Annotated in this window: 14 protein-coding genes; 5 read left to right on the forward strand and 9 right to left on the reverse strand. The window is 57.9% G+C overall.

Annotated elements, in window-relative coordinates; translation table 11 throughout:
- Nucleotides 1-16: 16 nt before the first annotated feature.
- From ACR0B0_RS06675 to ACR0B0_RS06695, 5 genes are all read right to left on the reverse strand, one after another.
- Complete coding sequence (locus tag ACR0B0_RS06675) at nucleotides 17-1,417, reverse strand: amidase (RefSeq protein WP_480646984.1); 1,401 nt, start codon at nucleotides 1,415-1,417, stop codon at nucleotides 17-19.
- Between the two features lie 172 nt (nucleotides 1,418-1,589).
- Entirely contained in the window at nucleotides 1,590-2,714 is a 1,125-nt protein-coding gene (gene prfB, locus ACR0B0_RS06680; protein WP_480646986.1) for a peptide chain release factor 2, read from the reverse strand.
- Between the two features lie 90 nt (nucleotides 2,715-2,804).
- Nucleotides 2,805-5,291 carry a penicillin-binding protein 1A gene (locus tag ACR0B0_RS06685; RefSeq protein ID WP_480646988.1) on the reverse strand — a complete coding sequence of 829 codons (2,487 nt, stop codon included), beginning with the start codon at nucleotides 5,289-5,291 and terminating at the stop codon, nucleotides 2,805-2,807.
- A 95-nt stretch (nucleotides 5,292-5,386) separates the two neighbouring features.
- A complete protein-coding gene (locus ACR0B0_RS06690; protein ID WP_480646990.1) occupies nucleotides 5,387-6,607 on the reverse strand; it encodes an N-acetylmuramoyl-L-alanine amidase in 1,221 nt (406 codons plus the stop codon).
- Nucleotides 6,608-6,673: 66 nt separating this feature from the next.
- Nucleotides 6,674-7,837, reverse strand: coding sequence for a pyridoxal phosphate-dependent aminotransferase (locus ACR0B0_RS06695; protein WP_480646992.1), 1,164 nt, complete (start codon nucleotides 7,835-7,837; stop codon nucleotides 6,674-6,676).
- On the opposite strand from ACR0B0_RS06695, the gene ACR0B0_RS06700 reads away from it, so the two are divergent.
- The 4 genes from ACR0B0_RS06700 to ACR0B0_RS06715 all read left to right on the forward strand — a co-directional run bounded on the left by ACR0B0_RS06700 (nucleotide 7,836) and on the right by ACR0B0_RS06715 (nucleotide 12,318).
- Nucleotides 7,836-9,218 carry a M48 family metalloprotease gene (locus ACR0B0_RS06700; protein WP_480646994.1) on the forward strand — a complete coding sequence of 461 codons (1,383 nt, stop codon included), beginning with the start codon at nucleotides 7,836-7,838 and terminating at the stop codon, nucleotides 9,216-9,218. The two genes, ACR0B0_RS06695 and ACR0B0_RS06700, sit on opposite strands and share 2 nt — an antisense overlap.
- Complete coding sequence (locus ACR0B0_RS06705) at nucleotides 9,215-9,973, forward strand: DsbA family protein (RefSeq protein WP_170396154.1); 759 nt, start codon at nucleotides 9,215-9,217, stop codon at nucleotides 9,971-9,973. The genes ACR0B0_RS06700 and ACR0B0_RS06705 overlap by 4 nt, the downstream gene beginning before the upstream one ends.
- Nucleotides 9,974-10,163: 190 nt before the next feature.
- On the forward strand, nucleotides 10,164-11,051 hold the full coding sequence (locus ACR0B0_RS06710) for an FkbM family methyltransferase (protein ID WP_480646997.1): 888 nt from the start codon (nucleotides 10,164-10,166) through the stop codon (nucleotides 11,049-11,051).
- A 196-nt stretch (nucleotides 11,052-11,247) separates the two neighbouring features.
- A complete protein-coding gene (locus ACR0B0_RS06715) occupies nucleotides 11,248-12,318 on the forward strand; it encodes an agmatine deiminase family protein (protein ID WP_480646999.1) in 1,071 nt (356 codons plus the stop codon).
- Between the two features lie 21 nt (nucleotides 12,319-12,339).
- Here the strand turns inward: ACR0B0_RS06715 and ispG are convergent, their stop codons facing one another.
- The 3 genes from ispG to hemA form a co-directional block, all read right to left on the reverse strand.
- Nucleotides 12,340-13,461, reverse strand: a complete 1,122-nt coding sequence (gene ispG, locus ACR0B0_RS06720) for a flavodoxin-dependent (E)-4-hydroxy-3-methylbut-2-enyl-diphosphate synthase (protein WP_170505577.1) — start codon at nucleotides 13,459-13,461, stop codon at nucleotides 12,340-12,342.
- Nucleotides 13,462-13,532: 71 nt separating this feature from the next.
- Entirely contained in the window at nucleotides 13,533-14,744 is a 1,212-nt protein-coding gene (locus ACR0B0_RS06725; protein WP_480647002.1) for a helix-turn-helix domain-containing protein, read from the reverse strand.
- Nucleotides 14,745-14,872: 128 nt separating this feature from the next.
- Nucleotides 14,873-16,096 carry a 5-aminolevulinate synthase gene (gene hemA, locus ACR0B0_RS06730; RefSeq protein WP_170410202.1) on the reverse strand — a complete coding sequence of 408 codons (1,224 nt, stop codon included), beginning with the start codon at nucleotides 16,094-16,096 and terminating at the stop codon, nucleotides 14,873-14,875.
- 320 nt (nucleotides 16,097-16,416) lie between these two features.
- On the opposite strand from hemA, the gene ACR0B0_RS06735 reads away from it, so the two are divergent.
- On the forward strand, nucleotides 16,417-17,802 hold the full coding sequence (locus ACR0B0_RS06735) for a M20/M25/M40 family metallo-hydrolase (RefSeq protein ID WP_480647004.1): 1,386 nt from the start codon (nucleotides 16,417-16,419) through the stop codon (nucleotides 17,800-17,802).
- 144 nt (nucleotides 17,803-17,946) lie between these two features.
- Here ACR0B0_RS06735 and lpdA read toward each other — a convergent pair whose 3' ends face one another.
- Nucleotides 17,947-19,341 (reverse strand): dihydrolipoyl dehydrogenase, encoded by a 1,395-nt coding sequence (gene lpdA / locus ACR0B0_RS06740; RefSeq protein WP_170410206.1) that lies wholly within the window; start codon nucleotides 19,339-19,341, stop codon nucleotides 17,947-17,949.
- Nucleotides 19,342-19,484 lie beyond the last annotated feature (143 nt).

The raw sequence follows: 19,484 nt of genomic DNA on the forward strand, positions 1-19,484 counted from the left end.
TCCTCCCTTGCCGACCCTATGGTTGGGCCGGTCGTTTTTGCGGCCACATGGTGGCGGCGTGATAGGTTGCGCCAATCGACAGGATGCGGGCGTCGGAGCCGCGTGGACCAAACACCTGAATTCCCATCGGTAATCCGTTGGCTCCAAAACCCGCCGGTGCTGACAGGCAGGGCAAGCCGATCAGGCTGACTGGCACCATGACCTCCATCCACCGATGATAGGTATCCATCCTTCGCCCCGCAATTTCCGTTGGGTATGGCGTCTCAATCTCAAAGGGCCAAACCTGCGCAGACGGCAACACCATGGCATCATAACCACGCATCAACTCTGCCACGCATCGAAACCATTCGGACCGGATGACGCTGGCTTCATGCACTTGCATCGCCGTCAGAGTCTGCCCTCGGTCCAACTCCCATTGCGCCGTGTCTTTCAACACGTCACGTTGATCTGCAAGCGGCGCAAGGCTTGCGGCCACGCTCCAGGATCGCAAGGTTATCCAACTCTCCCAAAGGCGCTCGGCCTCAAATGGCGGCGCAACGGGGATGACCTCGGCCCCCAGCTGAGTGAACACATTCAAAGCACTTTCACATTGCGCGTGTACGCCATCCTCAAATGGATAAGCCCCTCCCCAGTCATCCAGCCACCCAATCCGCACGCCGCGCATGTCTGCCGCCTGCACCGGCGACACTATGGGGGTGGCCCCACCAAACGGCTGCCGCACATCTGGCCCTGAGATCACGTCCAGCAACAGGCCCAGATCCTCTGGGCTGCGCGCCATCGGGCCAAGCGTGGACAGCTGATGCAGAAAGCCATCACCTACCGGTTCCGACGGCACCCGCCCCCAGCTTGGCCGAAACCCGTAAACATTGTTCCAGGCCGCCGGGTTGCGTAGGCTGCCCATCGCGTCTGACCCATCCGCAAGCGCCACCATCCCGGTCGCCAGCGCCACCGCCGCGCCGCCGGATGACCCGCCGCAGGTCCGGGCCGGATTATAAGGGTTCGTCGTCGCGCCATGGACCGGATTGAAAGTATGGGACCCCAGCCCGAATTCGGGAACATTGGTCTTGCCGATCAGGATCGCTCCGGCCGCCCGCATCCGCGCGGCAATCAGATCATCCCTTTGCGCAACGTGATCCTTAAAAATCGGAGATCCCTGCGATGTTACGATCCCCGCCACGTTCACCAGATCTTTGACCGCAATCGGCAGTCCATGCAGGGGGCCACGGATTGGACCAGCATCCAAAGCGCGGGCCTCGGTCATCAAATCATCCCGCTCGCGCAAAGCCACAATGGCGTTCGCGGCCTCGTTGACCTCGCCAATCCGCTCCAGCGTTTGCAGCATCACCTCTTGCGCCGACACCTGCCGGTCCGTCAGCGCGTTCAACAGGTCACTTGCAGTTGCTTGGCTCAGATTCATCCCAGGCTCGTCCCTTTTGCAAGGTCAACCTAGCCGGGGCATCCCCCCATTTAAACCCACTGTTTAAATGAATCTTTTCCGTTCCCACAGAAAGCCGGGATCCGTTGCATCTGGCCAAAAATATATCGGGGGAGGCATTGCTTGCGGAGACCGGGCAATGCCCCTGCCCGCCTTAGTCGCCCTGCGCCTCGGACCGGCTTTTGCCCGCCACGTTCAACGCCAGTGTGGCTGCCATGAACCCATCCAGATCACCATCCAACACACCCTTGGTGTCTGATGTCTCATGGTTGGTGCGCAGATCCTTCACCATCTGATAAGGCTGCAGGACATAGGACCGGATTTGGTTTCCCCAGCCCGCGTCGCCCTTGGCCTCGTGCGCAGCGTTGATATCCGCGTTGCGGCGATCCAGCTCTTGCTGATACAGGCGCGACTTCAGCGCCTTCATCGCAATATCGCGGTTTTGGTGCTGCGACTTCTCGGAACTGGTTACAACGATCCCGGTCGGAATGTGCGTGATCCGAACTGCCGAGTCCGTGGTGTTCACGTGCTGACCGCCCGCGCCCGAGGACCGGTATGTGTCGATACGGATGTCCGAGGGGTTCACCTCGATCTCAATATTGTCATCAACCACCGGATAGACCCAGACCGAGCTGAACGACGTATGCCGCTTAGCCGCCGAGTCATAAGGTGAAATCCGCACCAACCGGTGCACACCACTTTCAGACTTCAACCAGCCATAGGCGTTATGACCGGAAATCTTGTAGGCGGCGGATTTAATCCCCGCCTCTTCACCCGAGGTCTCGGATTGCAGCTCGACGGTATAGCCCTTTTTCTCGGCCCAACGCACATACATCCGCGCCAGCATCGAGGCCCAGTCGCAGCTTTCCGTGCCACCCGCGCCCGAGTTGATTTCGAGGAAGGTGTCATTGCCATCGGCCTCGCCATCCAGCAGCGCCTCCAGCTCTTTCTTGGCGGCTTTGGCTTTCAGGCTTTTGATGGCGTTTTCAGCGTCCGTGACAACCTCTTCGTCCTCCTCCATCTCGCCCAGTTCGATCAATTCGATATTGTCGCTTAGATCGGTTTTGATGGTTTCATAGGTTTCGATGGCATCAACCAGCATCTGACGTTCGCGCATCAGTTTCTGCGCGTTCTCGGGGTTGTCCCAAAGGTTGGGATCCTCGACGCGCGCATTAAATTCCTCAAGGCGGTGGGGCGCAGTGTCATAGTCCATACGCTGCGCCAGTAGCTCCAGCGACTTTTCAATTTCCGCCACGGTATTCTGGGTTTCGGCGCGCATGGTCTTGTCCCAACTTGCTCAATCAGGCCTGCGTGATAGCAAGAGGTTCGGGGCACCACAAGACAGCGGAGCCCCGAAACATATCGGTTATTAGTAAAGCCCACCGGTCGAGAGATCACCCTGGCTGGCATTGGGGCCAACAGTGACGGTATTCCCGGTTGATGTGGTCACCTGACGGCCGGTGTTGACCTCTTCGAACAGCGGCAGGTCCGAACCAACCGCAAATCCGCCGTCATACACGCGGTCAATAAAGCCGTCGACGCCATCGCGGAAATACTCGGCAACGACATAATCCCCGGTCGCATCCGCAGGCAGGCGCGCGCCACTGAAACGGTCGATTTTGATAAAGTGGCCACCCTCGGGCACTTCAAACGGACCGCCGCCATATTTCTCGACAGCTTTTTCCATAAAGCTTTGGAAAACCGGGCCACACATTGTGCCGCCATAGGCCCCCCGCCCCATCGGTCGCGGGCGGTCATACCCGATATAGCAGCCGGCCACGATATTGGACGTAAAGCCGATGAACCACGCATCTTTGGATTCGTTGGTCGTACCTGTTTTACCCGCTGTGGGCACGGGCAGATTAACGACGCTCGACGCAGTTCCCCGATCCACCACGCCCTTCATCATCGACGTCAGCTGATACGCGGTGATCGCATCCATGACCTGCCAGCGATCGGTCACAATGGTGGGCGACTCGTCCGGCTCAAGCCAGCTAGAGTTACAGTTCACACACTGGCGGTCGTCATGTCGGTAAATCGTCTTGCCGAACCGGTCCTGAATTCGGTCGACCAGAGTGGGCTCGACCCGTTCACCACCATTGGCGAACATCGCATAGGCCGCGACCATCTTGTACAACGTGGTTTCCTCGGATCCCAGCGAGTTGGCAAGGAACGCACCCATCCGATCGTAAACGCCGAAACGCTCAGCGTAGCCCGCGACAACCGGCATCGTGACCTCTTGCGCCAGACGGATCGTCATCAGGTTCCGCGACTGCTCGATCCCGGTGCGCAGTGGCGTCGGACCATAGAACTTGTTTGTCGAGTTCTTGGGCCGCCACAAACCTTGCGGCGTGTTCACCTCGATCGGGGCATCCACCACGATTGTTGCTGGGCTATAACCACTGTCCAGTGCCGCTGCGTAAACAAAAGGCTTAAAGCTGGACCCCGGCTGGCGCTGCGCCTGCGTAGCGCGGTTGAACACCGTATCCTGATACGAGAACCCGCCCTGCATCGCCAGAACCCGGCCCGAATTCACGTCCATCGCGACAAATCCGCCCTGTACTTCGGGAATTTGACGCGCCGACCACTGACCTTCTTCGCCGGCCATGACCAGGATGACGTCACCACGTTTGAAATTGGCGGCGAAATCGCCCTGCATCCATTTGATATCGGAACGGGGCACAACGCCGTCGGCTGGGCCGTTCTCGATACCGACCGTTAGGGATTGATCGGCCACGTTCAAAACCACCGCCGGATACCACTGCGTTGGCAGCACCACGTCGCGCGGGATTTCCAAGATCGCCAGCGCCTCGCGCCACTGGGCTTCATCGGTCAGTTTATCTTCGGCGATCACTTCTTTCGTGCCGCGCCATTTACCGCGTGAGCGGTCGTATTTCTGCAGCGCGGTACGCAGGGCCTTGGCCGCTTCAACCTGCATCTCTTCGTCCACCGAGGCGCGGACGGTAAAGCCGCCAGTAAAGAACTCACCCTCGCCGAAATCCTCGCTCAACTGGCGGCGGATTTCGTCGGTGAAATAGTCACGCGGTGGCAGCGCAGTGCGGAAGCTTTCGAAGTCACCGTTTTGGACCGAGCGCAGCGGTTGATTGACCTCGGTCTCATAGGTCGCCTTATCGATATAGCCATTCTGGTGCATTTCGCGCAGCACGTAATCACGGCGCGCCAGCAGGCGTTCTTTCTGGCGAACTGGATGGTAATCGGACGGCGCTTTGGGCATTGCGGCCAGTGTGGCCGCCTCATGCGGGGCCAGTTCCTGCAACGTCTTGTTGAAATAGGTCTGCGCGGCAGCCGTCACACCATACGAGTTCTGGCCCAGAAAGATCTCGTTCATATAGAGTTCGAGAATCTGTTCCTTGTCCAGCGTATCCTCAAGCCGGGTGGCGAGGATGATTTCCTTGATCTTGCGCTCGGCCCGGCGGTCGCCGGACAGCAGGAAGTTCTTCATCACCTGCTGCGTGATCGTGGACGCACCACGCACGTTTTCACCCTTGGATTTCACAGCCTCGACACCGGCAGCGATGATGCCGCGAGGGTCATAGCCTTGATGCGTGTAAAAGTTCTTGTCCTCGGCCGAGATGAACGCCTGCTTCACCAGGTCGGGAATTTCTTCGGACGGGGTAAACAAGCGGCGTTCCTGCGCGAATTCGTCGATCAGTTGACCTTCGCCCGAATAAATCCGGCTGATCGTCGGCGGCTTGTATTGCGCTAGCGATTCATGGCTGGGCAGGTCGCGCCCATACATCCAGAACACCGCGCCGATCACAAGCGCAGCCATGAAGATACCCAAGGTGAAGAGGCTGAAGATTGCCCCGAAAAACGAAAGAATGAAACGGATCACGTTACTGCCTTTTACTCGCGCTGCCGCCTATATAGTGGTGCCCCGGCGCAGGGTCAAAACACGATGGCCAATTTTAGCCGTTTTGCGCCGCAGGGTCACTGCCCAATCAGGGCGCGTTTAACCAGATCGTCCTGCCGCCATTGCTCTAGCCCGGCCAGGATTCCGCGCGCCATCCGTTTGCGCCATCCTGGATTCGTGACGTTTTTTAGATCTCTGGGGCTGGACAGAAACCCAAGCTCGACCAAAATCGACGGGATATCCGCCGCCTTTAGCACAGAAAAAGATGCCGTGCGGATCGGTCTGTTGTTCATTGGCCCGCCCTGCTGCGTCATCCCGTCGGCCACGGCCCGCGCCAACGCGTCGGTGCGTGGTTTGGTCTCTTGCCGCGCGATATCCAGCAGGATGTCGGCCACCTGGTCGTCGGCACCGCTGAGGTCCACGCCCGAGATCAGATCGCCCCTATCGTGACGTTCGGCCAATTTGTGGCTGGCAACGTCCGAGGCATCGTCGGACAGCGTATAGACCGCCGCACCATGCGCGCGACCCTCGGAGAGACTATCGGCATGAAGCGAGATAAACACGTCCGCACCCGCCCGATGCGCCAGAGCTATGCGCCGTTCGAGGCTGACAAAATGGTCGTCCACACGGGTCATTACCACCTGATATCCCCCGGCCCGCAGCAGTGTTTCCCGCAACTCGCGCGCGAAGGTCAGCATCAGGGTCTTCTCGTTTGTTCCCGCGACCTCGGCCCCTGGATCAATACCGCCGTGGCCTGGGTCCAGCATCACCAGCAAAGGGCGCGTTCCGTTTGGACCGGGTTTGGCAGGCGTCACCGACGGTTCCGGCAAGTCCCATCCCGGCTGGCGCGGCGCCCCGGCGCTGGCGGCGAAGCTGTCGAAATCAGTGCCACTCAGACCAAGCGACAGGTGCGCTGTTCCCTTGACCTGATCCACCCTCAGGTCAGAGGTATCGACGGCCAGTGGTGCGCCCAGCTCCAACACCATGCGCGACCAGCCGGGAACATAGGCGCCGAATTGCACGCCACTGATCCGGTCGGTTTGCAGGAAAGTGTCGGCGTCCAGGCCGGTCCAGTCGACCTCCTGAAAATCCAGCACGACACGGTACGGATCGCGCAGTGTGAAGACACGGTAAGGAACGCCCTGACTGAGGCCAAGTTCAACGCGAACTCCGGCGCGGCCATCTTGAGTTATGCGGCTATCGTCGGGCAAAACCCGCGCAAGCGCGCTGAAATCATGCGCGAGCGCAGCGCTGCTCAGCGCCCAGATCAGCGCGATGGCGTAGAAAATCCTGCTCATGGCCTCAAGTTTTCCCGAGATCGTTTGGCGGTCAGACTAGCGGACCGAAGCTAATTTGTGAACGGGTTACGCCGGAGTTGTGATCGAACCGCGTTCAACCATGAAACGCTGAAGCCGCATCAGACCTTCCTCGATATCTGCCGTTGATCGCGCATAGGAAAACCGCAGCGTGCGGTGCCCGCGCACTGGGTCGAAATCCAGCCCCGGAGTCACGGCCACCCCGGCCTTGCCCAGTATCTCGGCCGCGAAGGCACGGCTGTCTTCGGTCAGGTCCGAGACATTGGCGTAAACGTAGAACGCCCCGTCAGGCGGCGCGATATTGGTGAACCCGGCCTTGGGCAAACCGTCCAACATCAAAGTGCGATTGCGGCGATAAACATCCAGATTGGCTTGCAATTCCGCGTCGCAATCCATCGCGGCTAGTGCTGCCAACTGGCTGGCATGGGGCGCACAGATGAACATGTTCTGGGCGATACGCTCGACGACGCGCACTTGATCTTCGGGCACGACCATCCAGCCAACACGCCAGCCGGTCATCGAGAAATATTTCGAGAATGAGTTGATCACATAGCACTCGTCCGTCAACTCCAGCGCAGTGACGGCTTTGGCCTCATATTCCAGACCATGGTAAATCTCATCGCTGATGAACGAGGCCCCCTGCCCGTGCGCAGCCTCGATCAGCGCGCCCATTGACGCATGATCCAGCATGGTACCGGTCGGATTGGCAGGTGACGCGACCATCAGCCCCTGCAGATCAAGCCCGGCGAAATCTGCAGGCACCGGTTGCAGGCGGTTTTCCGGCGCAGTGGGCAGGTCAACCGGCACCAAACCCAGTGCTTTCAGAATTTGCCGGTAAGACGGATAGCCCGGCGCGCCGATGCCAACGCGGTCACCGCTGTCGAACAGCGCGGTGAAGGCCAGCAGGAATCCGCCAGAAGATCCCGGAGTAATCACAACGCGTTCGGGGTTCAGATCAACATTATACCAATCGCCATACAGACGTGCGATCCGTTGCCGCAGCTCAGGCAATCCCAACGCGACCGTATAACCTAACGGGGCTTGCTCCATGGCCTTCCCCAGAGCCTTAACAGCCCCCTTAGGCGCACCGGTGCCGGGCTGGCCGACCTCCATATGGATTATGTGGCGCCCGGCCTCTTCGGCGCGGCGCGCGGCCTCCATCACGTCCATCACGATAAAGGGATCGACCCCGGACCGGGTTGAGTTTCTCATGCCAATCTCCCATGTTTCAGCCATGGCTTTTGAACGCTTATCCAGGGTGGCGTCAATCCCGACCCTGTTGCTGGTGGCAGTGACATGGATGGCAAGCCTTGTTCCGGCAAACGCTCAGGGCCTGATCCGAGACCCCGATATCGAACATGGGCTGCGCGAACTGGCCTTTCCGATCCTGCGTGCGGCCGGGCTGAACACCAATCGGGTCAAGATATTTGTCGTCAATGACCGCACGTTCAACGCCTTTGTCATCGATTACAGCGCGATTTACCTGAATTACGGGCTGATCCTGACCGTCGAAAGCCCTGAAATGCTGCAGGCCGTGATCGCGCACGAGGCCGCGCATATCGCCAATGGCCATCTGGCCCGGCGGACGCAAAACCTGCGCGCGGCGCAACGCAAGGCGGGGTTAGGGACTGCGCTGGCCCTAATTGCCGCTGCCGCCGGAGGTGGTGAGGCCGCAGTAGGCATTGCCGCAGGAACCCAAAGTGCTGCCCTGCGCAGTTTTCTGGGACATACCCGCGCCGAAGAATCCTCGGCCGACCAAAGCGCCGCCAGTTACCTCCGATGGGCCGGTATCTCGCCCATCGGGATGGTTGAACTGCATCGAAAATTCGCAGGTCAAGAGTTACTAAACGCGGTCAATCAAGACCCCTATATGCGGTCGCACCCCACCAGCCGCGAGCGCCTGCGCGTGGCCGAAAGGTTTCTAGCGCAATCTGGCGACTGGTCCAAATCGGACCCAAATGCCGACTATTGGTTCGCACGGGTCAAGGGTAAGCTGTCGGCTTTCCTCCGATCCCCAACATGGACCATGCGACGCGCAAAAGAGGAAGACGCGCAAGACATCCGCCTGATGCGTGAGGCAGCGGCCTATCATCAGAACCATGATCTGGCCAACGCCCGCGCCGCCATAGATGGCGCCCTGGCCATTCGGCCAAATGATCCGTTTTACTATGAGCTTAAGGGCCAGATTTTACTGGAAAGCCGGCAAATGCAGGACGCCGTGAAAGCCTATGGCAAAGCTGTTGAAATGGCCCCGAATGACGCGTTGATCCTGGCTGGGTACGGGCGTGCATTGCTGGCGCAAGGTCAGACAAAGAACGCCTTGCAAATGCTTGTAAAGGCACGTCAAAGAGATTACCGAAATGCCCGACTGATGCAGGACCTCGGGGTCGCATATGCGAAGGTCGGCAATAATGGCATGGCTTCGGTCGTGACCGCTGAACGATATGCCTTGCGCGGCCGGTTGGCCGACGCGGGTATTCACGCAAAACGGGCCTTAGGGCAATTGCCCGAAGGCTCTCCGGGTTGGCAAAGGGCGCAGGATGTGCTGATTGCCTCGGAACGCGCTAAGAAAGCAAAAAGGAAACGGAAATGATCCTCAGACATGCAGCACCTGCCCTACTGGGGCTTTCCTTGATCACTGGCCCTGCGCAAGCGTTGGATTTGAACGCGCTTAGCGCCTCGGAAAAGGAAGAATTCGGCGCCCAGGTGCGCGAATATCTGCTGGAGAACCCCGAAGTGATCATCGAGGCGATCAACATCCTTGAACAACGCAACGCGGTTGCCGAGGCCGCCGCTGACCAAGAACTAGTGGCCGCCAATGCCGAAGAACTGTTCAATGACGGCTATAGCTGGGTGGGTGGCAATCCAGAAGGCGACATTACTCTGGTCGAATTCATGGACTACCGCTGCGGCTATTGCCGCCGTGCGGTGCCCGAAGTGGCCGACCTGCTGGCTGAGGACGGCAATATCCGTTTGGTGATCAAGGAATTCCCGATCCTGGGCGAAGCTTCGGTCCTGTCTTCGCGCTTTGCGGTGGCGACCAAACATGTGGCCGGCGACGACGCATATAAACAAGTTCATGACGCGCTGCTGGAATTTGGCGGCGAACCGACCGAGGTTTCTCTGCGTCGCATTTCCGATGGTTTGGGTCTGGACAGCGATGCAATCGTCGCGGCGATGGACAGCGATCAGGTGACCGATGAGATCACCCGCACCCGCGCCCTTGCACAACGGATGCAGATTACCGGAACGCCGTCGTTTGTTTTGGGCACTGAAATGCTGCGCGGTTTCCTGCCTGCGGATCAAATGCTTCAAATCGCCAAAGGCGTGCGCGCTGAACAAGGCTGAGTAAAGGGGCGGTTCACCCGCCCCCCCTCTCGCTTCTGACGCAAGTGTTCGGGCAATAGGTCGGACTTGTTCAGCAACCTATTGCCACGCACACCTTTCAAGGTTTGAAATCCAAATTTTTGTGTTGAACGAGATTTTGGTCTCGGGCATTGAACACGCTAATGTAATTTATCCAAAGTCAGAGGCACGCATGAGCGATAACAAGAAATCTGGACTGTCCCGCGCGGCGCGAAGCGTACGCGAAGCAGGTCGTGTTCTGCGTGGCAAGAAAAAACCGATTGCCAAGCCATTGCCTAAGGAAGACGGAACTTCAGTTCAATCTTTGTATCCCGAAGCCCGCGAAAGCATTATCGTCGACATCGGCATGAATGACGGTAAAGACACGGTCTATTACCGTAAAAGAGGGTTCAACGTCATCGCCGTAGAGGCCATCCCAGATTTGTGTGCTGCCGTAACCAAGCATTTCGAAGACCTGGGCGTGGATGGCGTCGATATCAGAAATTGTGCTGTAACCGACGGCACGGCGGATGAGGTCACTTTCTACGTGAACAAGTTCAATTCGGCCTGGAGCTCGGTAAATGAGAGAATCGGAAGCCGGAAGGATGGGGCCGAAAAAATCGTTGTTCCGGCAGTTGATCTTTCCGAGGAATTGGGGCCGGTTTCCAAGCAAATCCTTTACGTTAAGATCGACATAGAAGGCCTTGACAGCGTTGCGCTTTCGCAAATTATGAACCTGCCCAATCTGCCGAAATATGTGTCGGTTGAAAACGGAAGCCTGGATATGCTCGAGACGTTGCATAAGAACGGGTATGACAGGTTCAAGTTTTCAAACCAGAAATATGTCGAGTACCAAACCATCTCGCCTGCGTCACCGCACGGACCGGTTCCCGATCACAAGTTTGTAACCAGTGCATCGGGTGTGTTTGGTGAAGACATACCTGGAAAATGGATATCTTATGAAGATGCAGTAAAGGTTCAAGAAGGGCTGAATATTGCCGCGGGCCTATCCCCTGACAACCTGTTTGCTGTTGTTGTTGGATGGTTTGATCTGCACGCCAAGCGCTCATCCGTCAAGTAAGGTCATCCGCTATGCGGGGGAAACTGGGTCAGGGATGGTGCGAAATGCCAATGCCTTTGACCCTAAGGGTTCGGCCCTGTAAGCCTTCGCACTGGCCAGCCTACAGTGCGTCAATCGGAAGGTCCAAAACCCTGCCTACTTTCGGGCCATGAAACGATGACGTGCTTTAACGTCCGGAAACCGATATAAGATTGCCATGAACAGAAGGCATTTGATCCTGACCGGAGGGGCGCTGGGATTGATGGGTTGGTCCAATCGCTCTGCATCGCAACCGGACTTGGGCTATTTTGTACCCGCCGAGGAAACCCGCCATCAGCGCACCTTTATGCAATGGCCTAGCAGCCGACGGGTGTATTGGGATGCAGCCCATCTGGAAGACACGCAACAGGCCATCGCCGACATAGCCAACGCCATATCCGCATTTGAGCCCGTGGTCATGCTGGCTTCTGCGGCTGAGCATGCATCGGCAAAGCGAAAGCTCTCGCCAGCCATCGAACTCTGGGACATTCCGACCGAAGATCTTTGGTGTCGCGACTCTGGGCCGGTATTCGTCGTTAATGAAGGCGGTCAGTTGGCGATCCGTCAGATTCAATTCAATGGTTGGGGCAAGAAGCAGGTCCATACGCATGACGCGCGCATCGCTGGTCGCGTAGCGAAACACTTGGACCTGCCCCTGCTAACAAGCGGTTTACAAGGCGAGGCTGGAGGGGTTGAACAGGACGGGCACGGGCTGCTCATGGCGCATGAAAGCTCGTGGGTGAACAAGAACCGCAATCCCGGCCTATCGCGGGACCAGATCGAAACGCGCTTGCTGGCCGCCTACGGAGCAGATCGCATGATCTGGTCCGAGGGGGTATGGGGCGAAGATATCACCGACTACCATATCGACTCTTTGGCTCGTTTCACGGGGCCGGGGCGCGTTTTGATGAACCTGCCCGATGAGCCCGACATGCGGGACTCATTCCATCTGGCTGCACTGGATACACATGACCGATTGGCCGCCGAAGGGCTGCAAATCGAGGTGATCCCAGAGCCCCATTCACCGCGCATCAGAGACCTGGATTTCGTCGCGTCTTATGTGAACTATTATGTGTGCAATAATGGTGTGATCATGCCTGAGTTCGGCGATATTGAAACCGATCTACTAGCGCAAGATGCAATTGCTCGCCACTATCCTGGGCGCGAGGTCGTTGCCCTGAACGTGGACGTATTAGGGCAATCTGGCGGCGGGATTCACTGTGCAACACAGCAGATGCCTGCGATCTAAAACTGCCCACCCGAGGTTAAGTTATTCTGCCGCTTCCTGCGCGGCGTCCAGCTCGGCTGCCTTCTTTTCGACCTCTTCAACGATGTGGTCGATCATCTGGTCGTTGGACATCTTGTGGCTGGCCTTGCCAGCCAGATAGACCATACCCGACCCAGCCCCACCGCCGGTAAAGCCGACATCGGTCATCAAGGCCTCACCCGGGCCGTTGACCACGCAGCCGATAATGGAAAGACTCATCGGGGTCTTGATGTGTTCCAGCCGCTGCTCAAGCGCCTCGACCGTCTTGATCACGTCGAACCCCTGCCGCGCGCAGGACGGGCATGAGATGATGTTCACGCCGCGATGGCGAAGGCCCAGAGATTTCAGGATCTCATAACCCACCTTCACCTCTTCGACCGGGTCGGCAGACAGGCTGACACGGATTGTGTCGCCAATACCCATCCACAAAAGGTTACCCAGCCCGATGGCCGATTTGATGGTGCCGGACACCAGCCCTCCGGCCTCAGTGATCCCTAGGTGAATGGGGGCGTCGGTGGCCTCGGCAATACCCTGGTAGGCAGCGGCGGATAGGAATACGTCGCTGGCCTTCACACTGATCTTGAATTCGTGGAAATCGTTGTCCTGCAGGATGCGGATATGCTCCAGCCCGCTTTCGACCATCGCCTCGGGGCATGGCTCACCATATTTCTCAAGCAGGTGCTTTTCCAGACTCCCCGCATTCACGCCGATCCGGATCGAGCAATTGTGGTCGCGCGCTGCTTTGATGACCTCTTTCACGCGCTTTTCGTCACCGATATTACCCGGATTGATCCGCAAACAGGCGGCACCGGCCTCGGCAGCCTCAATCCCACGGCGATAGTGGAAATGAATGTCAGCGACAATCGGCACCGGGCTTTCGCGTACAATCTCTTTCAGAGCTTTTGATGACGCCTCATCCGGGACAGAAACACGTACGATATCGACACCGGCCTCGGCAGCGGCTTGCACCTGTGCCACGGTCGCCGCAACATCGGTTGTCAGCGTGTTGGTCATCGTCTGAACGGCAATGGGTGCGTCACCACCGACAGCAACATCCCCAACCATGATCTGACGGGACTTGCGGCGGTAGATATTGCGCCACGGGCGAACGTGATTGAGCGACATGAGGACGGTTCCAAGACAACCTAAGTTGCGTCTTTAGATAGTCCGCCTGCCAGGACACCGCAATGGCTAGATCACTCGGCGGGGTCTTCTGAAACCTGTGCCTGAAGTTCAGCCACCAATTGTTTCAGCGCGCTGTTCTGATCAGCCTCGAGATCGGCAACCGCATAGGTTTCGGCAACCGCGTCCTTGGACAGAACTACGCCTTTGGCGACGGTCCCCGGCGCGCCCGCCGGTCCGTAATGTTCGCCGTTCATCGAAAAGAACACCGAACCCGAAGCACCCGCTCGCAGTTGAGGCGGCTCTTCCGTCAGCGGAACCTCGAACACATTACCTTGTTCAACCGTGCCAAGGGTGCCTTCGAAGATTACGCTTCCATCAGCTGCGGTGACCCGCATCCAGGCTGGTTTCACGGCGACAATTTTCAAGGTGGTGTCGATCTGCTCGACCACCTGCGGCAAGGCCGGGCGTTCGACAGTGTGGACCTCGGCGACCTCAACCTTCGGCAATTCCTGTGGCAGGAAGGTGCCCACAGTGCGCGGGTCCAAGGTAGAGATCGGAGCATCACGGGCGACCAGAACAGGAACGTCCAGCGCCTGTGGGCGATACAGACGGTCCAACGCCTCGGCGCTGGGGGTGGTCGCAACGGCAACTTCAGTTTCGGCACTGTCGCGCGCCGCATCCAACGGATCGAGATCGGAAAGAACCACCGGGGCCTGTTCGACTGGGCTTACCTGTACCTGCTGAATCTTGTTCAGCACCGACCAGCCGCCATAGCCAATGCCGCAGATCACTGCGACCAGAACCAGTGACGAGCCGATAGCCCGCGGTTCAATCTGGCTGACAAGGGATTCGCGACCGGGAATGTATGGCGTGTTGGGCGAGGTAAACGGATCACGCCCCATCGGACCGCGCGCCGGAACCGCGCCCGTGGGCTTGCGAACAACCGAAGCCTCGGCCGACATGCCATGCGCAACCTCGAACCCGCTTTCCTTACAGAAGGCAGCAAAAGTCTCATCCGGGTTCATCCCCAGATACCGGGCATAAGAACGCACATACCCGGCAATGAAGCCGGGTGTGTCGAACGCGTCAGGATCGGCGTCTTCGATGGCAGCTATGTAGTTGGCTTTGATCCGCAGTTCGCGCTGAACATCCAACAGGGACTTGCCCATCGTTGCCCGTTCGCCGCGCATCCTGTCACCAAGCCGTACTTCGTAATCGTCAAAACCCTTTGGCCTGACGTCGGCTTCGTCCTTGGAATCGCGCTGAGATCTGCGCCCAATCATCCCTGCTGCCCCATTCTGCCTGCGCGCGTTTCGCGCTAACGGCGAATCATCCCATTAACGATTCGTCCGATACTTTTGTTAGCCTAAGCTTAACACGCGGCAAACGCGTTGCACACTTTAGCGTGAGGTTAACCGGCAAGTTCGGCGCGATTTAGCGCACAATGTGACCAAAGTTCGTCCATCGCCTGTACCAAACGGTTCATTTCGTCAGGCCCATGTACCGGAGATGGGGTAAAGCGCAGACGCTCGGTTCCGCGCGGGACAGTGGGGAAATTGATCGGTTGAACATAGATGCCATGATCATCAAGCAGCCGGTCGCTGAGGATCTTGGTGTGTACCGGATTTCCAACAATCACCGGCACGATATGTGTACCGTGATCGATCAATGGCATGCCCAGCCCCTTGAGCCGCAGCTTAAGGATCTTGGCCTGTGTCTGATGCTGCTCACGCAGATCGCTCGCCGTTTTCAGGAAAGCGACCGAGGCCGCTGCCCCTGCGGCCACTGCAGGCGGCAACGAGGTGGTGAAGATGAAGCCCGGTGCATAAGAACGCACGGCATCGCACATTTTCTCGCTGGCGGCGATATAACCGCCCATTACGCCAAAGGCTTTGGCAAGGGTTCCGTTGATAATGTCGATGCGATGCGCCAGGCCATCGCGCTCAGTCACGCCGCCACCGCGCGGGCCGTACATGCCAACTGCGTGGACCTCGTCGATATAGGTCAGCGCACCAAACTCATCGGCCAGATCACAAATCTCTTCTATCGGACCAAAATCGCCGTCCATCGAATAAACGGATTCAAACGCAATCAGTTTGGGTGCTTTGGGATCGTCGGCCTCAAGCAATTCGCGCAGATGGGCAACATCGTTGTGACGGAAGATACGCTTGGCCCCACCATTGCGGCGCACGCCCTCGATCATCGAGGCATGGTTCAACTCGTCCGAATAGATGATCAGACCCGGGAACAATTTCGGCAAAGTGCTGAGCGTCGCGTCATTGGCGATATAAGCACTGGTGAACAGCAGCGCGGCCTCTTTGCCATGCAGATCGGCCAGCTCGGCCTCAAGCTTTTTGTGGTAGACGGTCGTCCCCGAGATATTGCGGGTCCCGCCCGAACCGGCGCCGGCGGCGTCAACGGCTTCGTGCATTGCGTTCAGAACAACTGGGTGCTGGCCCATGCCCAGATAGTCATTGCCGCACCACACGGTGATATTCTGCTGCGACCCGTCCGGGCGGGTCCGCACCGCATGCGGGAAATGACCATTGCGACGTTCGATATCGATGAAGGTCCGGTAGCGTCCTTCATCATGCAGCTTGGCAATCGCTGTATCGAGCTGAGCAGTATAGTCCACCGGTATCTCCTTACATGCCCGACCAATTGCATTTGCAGCCGGACAAAATTTCTGACGCCCTCACCGGACGAATCCGATTATACGCCAATGCGTTCCCTTGTGCCCCGTACGTATAGACAACATTGGGATCACACATTTGATTTGCATCAAATATCCCCTCGCACTCGCATCGACAAGTAAAGTTACGGCCATCGGGCGCGAGGAAACGACGCAGGCGCCACTCGGAGTTTCCGATACTATATCATAATCCCGCCAAAGCGCACTGGACGGCGCCGATTGCGCTGATAGGTTCTGCCAAATCTTGAAAGCAGGAGAACCCCATGTCGCTGGACGCCGTTCTGAACCGCATCGACGCTGATCTGCAAACCTCAATCGATCGCCTGATTGAGCTGCTGCGCATTCCATCCATCTCAACCGACCCTGCGTATAATGCGCAGGTAGATCAGGCCGCAGACTGGTTGGTCGCTGACCTACAAAGTATTGGCATCGCAGCGGAAAAGCGTGAAACCACCGGCCACCCCATGGTCGTCGGCCATGTCGGAGAGGACAGCAACGCACCGCATGTGTTGTTCTATGGGCACTATGACGTGCAACCTGTTGATCCGCTTGAGCTGTGGAAACGCGACCCGTTCGATCCCGCCATTGAAGACACCGACAACGGCCCTGTCATTCGTGGGCGCGGGTCGTCAGATGACAAAGGCCAGCTAATGACCTTTGTCGAAGCTTGCCGGGCCTGGAAGGCCGTCAATGGCTCCCTGCCCTGCCGCATCACCTTTTTCTTCGAGGGTGAAGAAGAATCAGGATCGCCGTCCCTGGTGCCTTTCCTGCGGGAAAACGTGGCCGAGCTGAAGGCTGACTTGGCACTGGTGTGCGACACTTCGATGGTATCTCGCGGCGTTCCGTCAATTTCCTCGCAACTGCGCGGCATGCTCAAGGACGAATTCACCGTCACCGGCCCCCGCATTGACCTGCATTCGGGCCATTACGGCGGCCCCGGCCTGAACCCTCTTCGTGAATTGTCCAAGATCATCGCGTCGTTCTATGACGATGAAACCGGCCGTGTTGCCGTGGACGGGTTCTATGAAGGCGTCCACGAAGTGCCTGCGGAACAACTGCGACAGTGGCAAAGCTGTGGGTTTGACGAGGCCGAATACCTGAACTCGGTCGGTTACTCGCAACCCCATGGTGAAAAAGGGTATTCGACGCTGGAACAGCAATGGGCACGCCCAACGCTTGAGGTCAACGGCCTGTGGGGAGGTTACAATGGCGCGGGATCAAAAACTGTGATTCCATCGCAGGCGCACTGTAAAATCACTTGCCGTCTGGTTGGCGACATGGACCCTGACGCGTTGCGCACCAAAATCCGCAAACATGTGCAAGAGCGTCTGTCACCCGACGCCAAGGTCGACTGGGACAATGATCTAGAAGGGTCCCCCGCTTCGGTCATGAATCTGGACCGCCCCGAGTTCGAAGCCGCCCGCGGCGCCCTGTCGGACGAATGGGGGCGCGAAGCCGTGTTCACCGGGATGGGTGGTTCGATCCCCGTCGTCGGTTATTTCAATACTGAACTTGGGTTGGATTCGATGCTGGTTGGCTTTGCCAACGATGACGATGCAATTCACTCGCCGAACGAAAAATACGACGTGAAAAGCTTTCACAAAGGCATCCGGTCCTGGGCTCGCATTCTGGACGCGCTGACGCGCTGATGAGTCCAAGCGAAGCTCTGCCTCGCGCTCCGAGGTATTTTCGGCCAGATGAAGTTAAGGACCCCTTGCTTCATCTGGCTATGAATATCTCGGGGGAGTCGCCCGGAATGGGCGGCGGGGGGCAAAGTCCCCACCCACCGCAGATTACATGTGGATGACCTTTCCATAAGCGTCCAGAACGCTTTCATGCATCATTTCTGAGAGTGTCGGATGCGGGAAGACCGTGTTCATCAGGTCTTCTTCCGTGGTTTCCAACTGACGACCAACCACATAGCCCTGAATCAGCTCGGTCACCTCGGCCCCGATCATGTGAGCCCCCAGTAATTCGCCGGTTTTGGCGTCAAATACTGTTTTGATCAGACCTTCGGGTTCACCCAGCGCAATGGCCTTGCCATTTCCGATAAAGGGGAAACGACCGACTTTGATGTCGTAACCCAACTCTTTGGCTTTTGCCTCGGAGTATCCGACCGAAGCCACTTGCGGCTGACAATAGGTGCAGCCGGCGATGCTTTCGGGCTTTACGGGATGCGCGTGTTTGCCGGCGATTAGTTCGGCGACCATGACGCCTTCGTGGCTCGCCTTGTGCGCCAGCCACGGTGCGCCCGCGATGTCACCAATCGCATAGAGACCATCAACTCCGGTGCGGCAGAACTCATCCGTTACAACATGGGTGCGGTCGATTTTCACGCCCAAAGCCTCAAGCCCAAGGTCTTCGACATTCCCGACGATCCCCACGGCAGAGATCACGGTATCGAAATCGTGCTTTTCGACCTTACCCTTCACTTCGATATGCGCGGTGACCTTGCCCTTGGCCCGATCCAGCTGCTTGACCATCGCTTTTTCCATGATGGTCATGCCTTGCTTGGTAAAGGCTTTCTTGGCCAGCCCGCTGATCTCGGCATCTTCCACCGGCAGCACGCGGTCCATCACTTCGACAACGGTCGTGTCAGCGCCCAACGTGTTGTAGAAGCTGGCGAATTCGATACCAATCGCGCCCGAGCCGATGACCAGAAGTTTCTTGGGCATCCGCGGCGGTTGCAGCGCGTGCTTATAGGTCCAGACCAGATCGCCATCAGCTTCAAGCCCCGGCAATTCACGCGCTCGTGCGCCGGTGGCCAGTACGATGTTTTTGGCCGTCAGCTCTTCGGTTCCTTTCTCGGTTTTGACCGAGACTTTGCCCTTAGAAGGAATCGTCGCTTGCCCCATCACCACGGTGACTTTGTTCTTTTTCAGCAAGTGACCGATGCCGCCTGAAAGCTGCGCCGCCACACCGCGCGAGCGTTTAACGACAGCATCAAGATCGTATCCGACCTTGTCCGCCTTGAGGCCGAAATCCTTGGCGCGCTCCATCAGGTGAAACACTTCGGACGAACGTAGCAGTGCCTTGGTAGGGATACATCCCCAGTTCAGGCAGATGCCGCCCAGATGCTCACGTTCAACCACGGCCGTTTTCAGGCCCAGCTGCGCCGCACGAATGGCAGCGACATAGCCGCCCGGACCAGCGCCGATTACGATCAGATCAAAAGATTGTGCAGCCATGTTTCCCTCTCGGCGCAGGACGGTTGAAAATTTAGTTTACCATTAAACTAATTTCCGAAACGCATCAACACACCATTCCCGCGACAAATACGACGTGGGATCATCGGTATCAGTTTATGCGGTTTTCAGCCTATACCGGGCAT

The organism is Ruegeria sp. BA12, from assembly GCF_056539625.1.

What these genes read in the sequence shown, in the direction of transcription:
- ACR0B0_RS06695 (WP_480646992.1), bottom strand. Translation starts at nt 7,837, where the DNA reads ATGAGAAACTCAACCCGGTCCGGGGTCGATCCCTTTATCGTGATGGAC.
- ACR0B0_RS06700 (WP_480646994.1), top strand. Translation starts at nt 7,836, where the DNA reads ATGCCAATCTCCCATGTTTCAGCCATGGCTTTTGAACGCTTATCCAGG.
- ACR0B0_RS06675 (WP_480646984.1), bottom strand. Translation starts at nt 1,417, where the DNA reads ATGAATCTGAGCCAAGCAACTGCAAGTGACCTGTTGAACGCGCTGACG.
- lpdA (WP_170410206.1), bottom strand. Translation starts at nt 19,341, where the DNA reads ATGGCTGCACAATCTTTTGATCTGATCGTAATCGGCGCTGGTCCGGGC.
- ispG (WP_170505577.1), bottom strand. Translation starts at nt 13,461, where the DNA reads ATGTCGCTCAATCACGTTCGCCCGTGGCGCAATATCTACCGCCGCAAG.
- ACR0B0_RS06690 (WP_480646990.1), bottom strand. Translation starts at nt 6,607, where the DNA reads ATGAGCAGGATTTTCTACGCCATCGCGCTGATCTGGGCGCTGAGCAGC.
- ACR0B0_RS06715 (WP_480646999.1), top strand. Translation starts at nt 11,248, where the DNA reads ATGAACAGAAGGCATTTGATCCTGACCGGAGGGGCGCTGGGATTGATG.
- ACR0B0_RS06705 (WP_170396154.1), top strand. Translation starts at nt 9,215, where the DNA reads ATGATCCTCAGACATGCAGCACCTGCCCTACTGGGGCTTTCCTTGATC.
- ACR0B0_RS06710 (WP_480646997.1), top strand. Translation starts at nt 10,164, where the DNA reads ATGAGCGATAACAAGAAATCTGGACTGTCCCGCGCGGCGCGAAGCGTA.
- ACR0B0_RS06725 (WP_480647002.1), bottom strand. Translation starts at nt 14,744, where the DNA reads ATGATTGGGCGCAGATCTCAGCGCGATTCCAAGGACGAAGCCGACGTC.
- prfB (WP_480646986.1), bottom strand. Translation starts at nt 2,714, where the DNA reads ATGCGCGCCGAAACCCAGAATACCGTGGCGGAAATTGAAAAGTCGCTG.
- ACR0B0_RS06735 (WP_480647004.1), top strand. Translation starts at nt 16,417, where the DNA reads ATGTCGCTGGACGCCGTTCTGAACCGCATCGACGCTGATCTGCAAACC.